Genomic DNA, 5,804 nt, shown 5'->3' on the forward strand with positions numbered 1-5,804 from the left:
CGCCCAAGCCGACGAAGCCGAAGAAGCCCAAGGCGCAGGACCCGAAGCCGAAGCCGGCTCCCAAGCCCAAGCCCGCACCGACGCCGCCCGCAGCGAGCCCCACGCCGCCGCCCACAGGGCCCGTCTCCTCCAACGGGTCACCGCCCGACAGCGCGCCTGGCCAATCAGGCTCTGCTCCGCCGGTGGACACCGCCACGCCGCCTGTAAGCGAACCTCCCGTCACGCCGCCCTCCAGCGATTCCGGCGGGACCCCCTCGCCCGACCCGGGGAGCACGAGCACCCACCCAGGCTGCCCGGGCGGAGGGAACGGCCCCGGAAGCGGAGTCGGCTGCGGCGTCGGGAACGCGAACGGACAGGACAAGCCGTAGGTCGACCGTTGGCGTCCGACCTTCGGTCGGCCGCCTCGCATCGACGGCTGGAGCTCCGCTGGGTCCTGATCGCTCGGGCCGCGCCGCGCGGAAACCGCTGCAAGACCCCCATAAAGAGGCATGCGCGCGGTGCCGGCGATAGACGATAGGGTTCGTAATGGCCTGCGGTCGGTTCCTGCTCGTGCTGCTCATCGCGCTCGCATTCCCCGCGAGCGGCATCGCCGGGACAGCCGCGTCGAGCGGCGCAGCCGGGTCGGCGGCGAGCGCGTCCGTCACACGTGACACCTCGCTCGAGGAGCTCCTGCTCCGCGAGATCAACGCCTTGCGCGGAAACCGTGGCCTCACCCGGCTGACCCACTCGACACTGCTCTCGCGCTCGGCAGCCGGCCATTCGCGGGCGATGGCCACGTACGGGTTCTTCACGCACGAGTCGCGGAACGGCGCTGCGTTCTCGCAGCGGATCAAGCAGTTCTACGCGCAGCGCTCCGGTCTGTGGTCGGTCGGCGAGAACCTCGCCATGTTCGGCGGCGCACAGCCGACCGCGTCCGCGATCGTGGCGGCCTGGATGGGCTCCCCCGGGCACCGCGCGAACCTCCTCCGCGGGGTCTTCCGCGAGGCGGGCGTCGGGGTCATGTTCAACCCCGCGGCGGGCGGAGTCTTCGGCGGGCAGTCGACGTGGGTCGTCACGCTCGACCTCGGCCGCCGCTGAGAGCTCCGCCGCGTACGCCCGCACCCCTGGTGTCTGGCTCTCGGCCAGACACCCGAAGCGACAAAGCCCCCCTCTCGGAGAACAGGAACTACGCGGCCGGGAGCGAGCGGAACGCGGACTGACGCGGGTCGATCGCGCGGTTGAAGCCGCGATCCCACCGCACCACGACCGTCCCGCCGGCCTCGATCCCGCACACGACGCCGCGGTCGCCGGCCCTGAGCTCCGTGTCGGTGTCCGACGTGAGCTCGATCTCGCTTCCGATCCGTACACCTGCCGCGATGCGCGCGGCCAGGAGACGAGCACCTATTGCATCCATACCCGAATTGAACGCAAGCGATCGACAAGAGTCCTCCCCCGTACGGATGAGGTCGACCTACCCCTTCGGGGAGGAGGACTCGGCGCCCTGTCGAACAGGTGACAGCGCCGGCGGCTCATTCGAACTCGACGGCTGAGGATGTGCCGTCGGCGCGTCGACGACGATCCACATGCAGAGACATGCGCGAAACGACCGGGAGTGGGAGCAACGGCCCGGGCGCAGCGCGCCCGACGAGTCGATGCGAGGGCGACTTCGCGGCCTGTTCGCGCCCTCGGATGCGGCCGATGCCGTCGCCGAGCTGATTGCCGAGCGCGGCAGGGAGCTCGAGGAGCGGTCGGCACAGATCCGCAAGGCCGTCGAGGAGCTCGAGCACCGCGAGGAGCGCGCCCGCGAGCTCCACTTGCGGGTCGAGCAGATCCTGCGCGACGGGGCTGCCGAGCTCGATCTCCGTCAGGCCGAGCTCAGCGTCCGGTCGGCAGAGCTGGAGACGCGGGAGACAGCGGTCGAGCACGCCGAGGCGAGCGTCGAGGATCGCCGCCGGGCGCTCGGCGCCGTGGAGCTTCGCGCGGCAGCGATCGAGCGCCGCGCCGAAGCCCTTCGCCTGCGGGAGCTCGAGCTCGAGCACCGTGCGGGAGAGCTCGCCGAGCTTGCCCGGAAGCTCGACGACATCGGCCGGGCTCTGGATGCCGGGGTCGAGCCACCGCAGGCGCGCGAGGACGAGCACGTCGCGCTCGTCAGCGGCGACGGCTACGAACTGCTCGTCCGCTCGGGCCCGGCACCCGCGGCGGGCGATGACGTTCAGCTGGACGACGGTCCGTACCGATGTGTCCGCACGACGCGCTCGCCGTACCCCGGTGACGACCGCACCTGCGCCGTGCTCGAGCGGCTCCCGCCCGTCGATTAGAAGCGTGACGGCTCAGCCGAGCCAGGCGTCGAGCAGGGCGTTTCCGAAGAACAGCCCGATGACCGCCCCTGCGGCGAGCGAGGGGACGTACGGAAGCGTGGTCTTCCGGCCCGACGCCCCCTGCCGTGCCAGGACGACGACGGCCGCGACGGCCCCGAGAAGGGAGCCTGCGAACAGCGCCACCGCCACGTCCCATCCCAGCCAGGCGCCCAGGAAAGCGGCAAGCTTGACGTCGCCCATGCCGAGCCCGGCGGGATAGACGAGGGCGAGGAGCAGGAAGAAGCCTCCGGCCGCGATCGCCGAGACGATCCACTCCACGCTGGGGTCGCGCACTGTCTGCACGACGAGGGCCACGGCGAGCGCGGGCACGACGATCCGGTTCGGGACGATGCGCCGTTCGAGGTCGGTCACCGTGACCGCGACGACAACAGCGCAGCCCAGCACGTTCACGACGGCCTCGACCGTGAAGCCGAACACGGCGAGGCAGCACGCCGCGAGCGCGATCCAGACGAGCACGGCAACCACGCGCAGGCGCACGGCGCGTGTTTCACCGCGGCGCCCCCGGAATCCTCTCCCCCCGATCGAGGGACGGTATTCCCCCGCACGGGTGGCGGCCGGGGAGACATGTCTGCGTGACGATCCGAGGACTGCGGAGCACGCGCCCGCTCCCTGGCGTCGGGGCGCGAGAAAGTGAATCGAACAACTGTGGCCGAGCCTCTGAATCAGGCTGCGCGTCGCTGGGTCGCCTGGCCCGGGGCGGCAGTCGCCGTGATCGGACTGGGCGGGATCGCCGCCCTCGACCTGAGCCGGACGGACCGGCCGCGCGAGGCCTTCGTGGTCGCGATGCTGCTCGCGGGTGTGGCGGGAGCCGCGACCACGGTCCTCGTGACCAGGCTCCTGGTCGCGCAGCGGCTCGCACTTCGCGACGCGCTCACCGGGCTCCCGAACCGGGCGCTGCTCGAAGACCGCGTCTCCCAGGCGTTTGCGCGCTCGCGCCGCTCGGGCGAGTCGTTCGCGTTGCTCGTCGTCGACCTCGACGGGTTCAAGGGGGTGAACGACATTCGCGGGCACGAGGCCGGCAACGAGGTCCTGCGCGCCATCAGCCGCCGTCTCGAGGCGTCGGTGCGCGAGATGGACACGGTCGCGCGTGTCGGCGGCGACGAGTTCGTCGTGCTCTCACTGGGGACCGGCTCCGACGACGAGGCAGCCGCCCTTGCCGGCCGTGTCAGGCACGCGCTCCGCCGGCCGTACCGGGTGGAAGGCGGGCTCGTGGAGCTCGACGCCTCGATCGGCTGGGCGCTCTTCCCGCAGGACGGGTTGACGCCGGGGGACCTGCTCGCACGTGCCGACGGCCAGATGTACGCGACGAAGCGCGACACGAGCGAGGAGACCGTCATGCCGAGGCCGCCTCTGGACGGCGGGGTCGTACGCGACCTGGAGAAGGCGCTCGAGCTCGACGAGATCATGGTCCACTACCAGCCGATCGTCGCCCTGCCGTCGGGCGCCGTCGTGGCCGTGGAGGCGCTCGTGCGCAGGATCCGGGGGGACAGCCTCGTCGGCCCGTCCGAGTTCGTTCCCCACGTCGAGCGGACGCCGCTCGTCCGAACGCTGACGCTCGCGGTGGCCAGAGACGCGCTGCGCCGCCTCCACGAATGGGAGGGCCGCGGGCACGAGCTCGACGCGTCGATCAACGTGCCTTACCGCATGATCGACGACGGTGAGCTCGTCCTCGGGCTCGAGCGGCTCCTCGAGAGCGCGGATGTCGCGCCGGAGCGCCTGATCCTGGAGGTCGTCCCCTCCGGGCCCGCCGCCGGGTCGGAGCTGGATGCGACGGTGGTGAGGCGCCTCCGCAGCCTGGGGGTTCGGCTGTCGCTCGACGATCTCGGCCGAGCCTCGTCGGTCGCTGCGATCCGGATGCTGCCGCTCGACCAGGTGAAGATCGACGCGATGTTCCTCCACGAGGCGGGACGCGGAGGACGCGCGGATGCGATCGTCCGCTCGCTGGTGGAGCTCGCGCACGGCCTCGGGCTGGAGACGGTCGCCGAGGGAGTCGAGAGCAAGCTCGCGTGGGAAGCGGCGGTGGCACTCGGCTGCGATCTCGCCCAGGGCTTCTATCTCGGGCACCCGATGCCCGCGCAGAAACTGGCGGACTGGCTCACGGGGACGTGGCCCGTGGTCGCCATCGCGGGCTAGAGGAGCAACGCGCCCGCAGCCGCCGCGATCGGGACGACTGCCCACACGGGCAGGAGGCGCAGGAGGGCGAGCAGCACGACCGCGAAGAAGACGTCCGCCCAGTCGTCGATCGACGTCCTCAGGACCGGGTCCCAGAGCGCAGCAGCGAGAAGGCCGACGACGGCGGCACCGACTCCCGCGAGCGCCGCCTGCACGGTTGCGTGTCGCCGGATGGACGACCACAGAGGGAGCACGCCGCCGAGCAGCAGGAACGAGGGCAGGAAGATCGCACCCACGGCCAGCGCCGCGCCGGCGACGCCGTTGGGCGACGGCTCCTGGATCGCGCCCAGATAGGCGGAGAAGGCGAAGAGCGGGCCCGGCATCGCCTGGGCCAGTCCGTAGCCCGCGAGGAACTCCTGCTCGCCCACCCAGCCGGGCGAGACCACCGCCTCGTCGAGAAGCGGGAGGACGACGTGCCCTCCACCGAAGACGAGCGAGCCCGACCGGAACATCGCGTCCACGAGCGCGACGGCGCCCGTCGCGTCCGCGAGGGCGGGCAGGCCGAGCAGCAGCGCCCCGAACGCCGCGATACAGCCGGTCGCCATGAGCCTGCCGCCGGCGAAGGACGCCGTCAGGCGTTGCGGCAGTGCCTGGTTCCGGAACAGCGCGATCCCGACGATCGCGCCCAGGGCGATCGCGGCCGCCTGGCCGGCGAAGCCCCCCCACGAGATCGCGACAGTCGCCGCGGCAACCGCCAGCGCGAGCCGGACGAGGTCGGGAGCGAGCGAGCGCTGCATCCCGAGGACGGCCGTCGCGACGACCGGGACTGCGACCAGTGCGAGCCCGTGCACCCAGCCTGCACCGCTCAGGTCGGCCGAGCCGACCGCGAGCGCGAGGACGGTCATCGCAACCGCGGAGGGAAGCGTGAAGCCGACCCACGCAGCAAGACCGCCCAGCCGGCCGGCCCTGTTCGCACCTATCGCGATCCCGAGCTGACTCGACGACGGCCCGGGGAGCAGGCTGGTCACGGCGACGAGCTCCGAGAACGCGCCTTCGTCGAGCCAGCGTCGTCGCCCGACGTACTCGTCCCGGAAGAAGCCGATGTGCGCGACAGGGCCGCCGAACGACGTCAGGCCGAGCCGCAGCGCAACCCCGAAGACCTCCGTGACGGACCCCCGGCGGGCGTCCGTCAGCCCCGTGTCGCGCCCGGCTTCCAGAGAGGCTCGTCGCGCCCGGCGAGCGCGTTGGCGGCGCGGGAGAGGATGAAGAGGAGATCCGAGAGCCGGTTGAGGTAGACGCCGACCAGCGACCCCAGCTCGTGCTGGTTCGCGGCCC

General features: G+C 72.1%; 6 protein-coding genes and 1 pseudogene. 3 read left to right on the top strand and 4 right to left on the bottom strand.

Translation table 11 applies throughout. From position 1 onward, the window contains the following. Positions 1 to 280: pseudogene (locus VFO26_RS05960) on the bottom strand (hypothetical protein); the annotation flags it as partial. A gap of 245 nt (positions 281 to 525) precedes the next feature. On the opposite strand from VFO26_RS05960, the gene VFO26_RS05965 reads away from it, so the two are divergent. Continuing rightward, complete coding sequence (locus VFO26_RS05965; RefSeq protein ID WP_325113994.1) at positions 526 to 1,077, top strand: CAP domain-containing protein; 552 nt, start codon at positions 526 to 528, stop codon at positions 1,075 to 1,077. A gap of 88 nt (positions 1,078 to 1,165) precedes the next feature. On the opposite strand, the gene VFO26_RS05970 is transcribed toward VFO26_RS05965, so the two are convergent. Further along, positions 1,166 to 1,393 (bottom strand): DUF4314 domain-containing protein, encoded by a 228-nt coding sequence (locus VFO26_RS05970; protein WP_325113995.1) that lies wholly within the window; start codon positions 1,391 to 1,393, stop codon positions 1,166 to 1,168. 169 nt (positions 1,394 to 1,562) lie between these two features. Between VFO26_RS05970 and VFO26_RS05975 the strand changes: the two genes are divergently transcribed. Continuing rightward, positions 1,563 to 2,297 (top strand): hypothetical protein, encoded by a 735-nt coding sequence (locus VFO26_RS05975; RefSeq protein WP_325113996.1) that lies wholly within the window; start codon positions 1,563 to 1,565, stop codon positions 2,295 to 2,297. A gap of 12 nt (positions 2,298 to 2,309) precedes the next feature. Here the strand turns inward: VFO26_RS05975 and VFO26_RS05980 are convergent, their stop codons facing one another. Further along, entirely contained in the window at positions 2,310 to 2,834 is a 525-nt protein-coding gene (locus VFO26_RS05980; RefSeq protein WP_325113997.1) for an A24 family peptidase, read from the bottom strand. Positions 2,835 to 3,002: 168 nt separating this feature from the next. On the opposite strand from VFO26_RS05980, the gene VFO26_RS05985 reads away from it, so the two are divergent. Continuing rightward, on the top strand, positions 3,003 to 4,490 hold the full coding sequence (locus VFO26_RS05985; protein WP_325113998.1) for a putative bifunctional diguanylate cyclase/phosphodiesterase: 1,488 nt from the start codon (positions 3,003 to 3,005) through the stop codon (positions 4,488 to 4,490). Here VFO26_RS05985 and chrA read toward each other — a convergent pair. Then, the gene (gene chrA / locus VFO26_RS05990; RefSeq protein ID WP_325114000.1) at positions 4,487 to 5,686 is read right to left on the bottom strand and encodes a chromate efflux transporter; all 1,200 of its coding nucleotides are present in this window, start codon (positions 5,684 to 5,686) and stop codon (positions 4,487 to 4,489) included. The genes VFO26_RS05985 and chrA overlap by 4 nt on opposite strands. Positions 5,687 to 5,804: the final 118 nt, after the last annotated feature.

This window comes from Gaiella sp., assembly GCF_035710885.1.
Lineage (GTDB): Bacteria > Actinomycetota > Thermoleophilia > Gaiellales > Gaiellaceae > Gaiella.

Excerpts from the sequence above, each read along its gene's own strand:
- VFO26_RS05965 (WP_325113994.1), top strand. The coding sequence starts at position 526 with ATGGCCTGCGGTCGGTTCCTGCTCGTGCTGCTCATCGCGCTCGCATTC.
- VFO26_RS05970 (WP_325113995.1), bottom strand. The coding sequence starts at position 1,393 with ATGGATGCAATAGGTGCTCGTCTCCTGGCCGCGCGCATCGCGGCAGGT.
- VFO26_RS05975 (WP_325113996.1), top strand. The coding sequence starts at position 1,563 with ATGCAGAGACATGCGCGAAACGACCGGGAGTGGGAGCAACGGCCCGGG.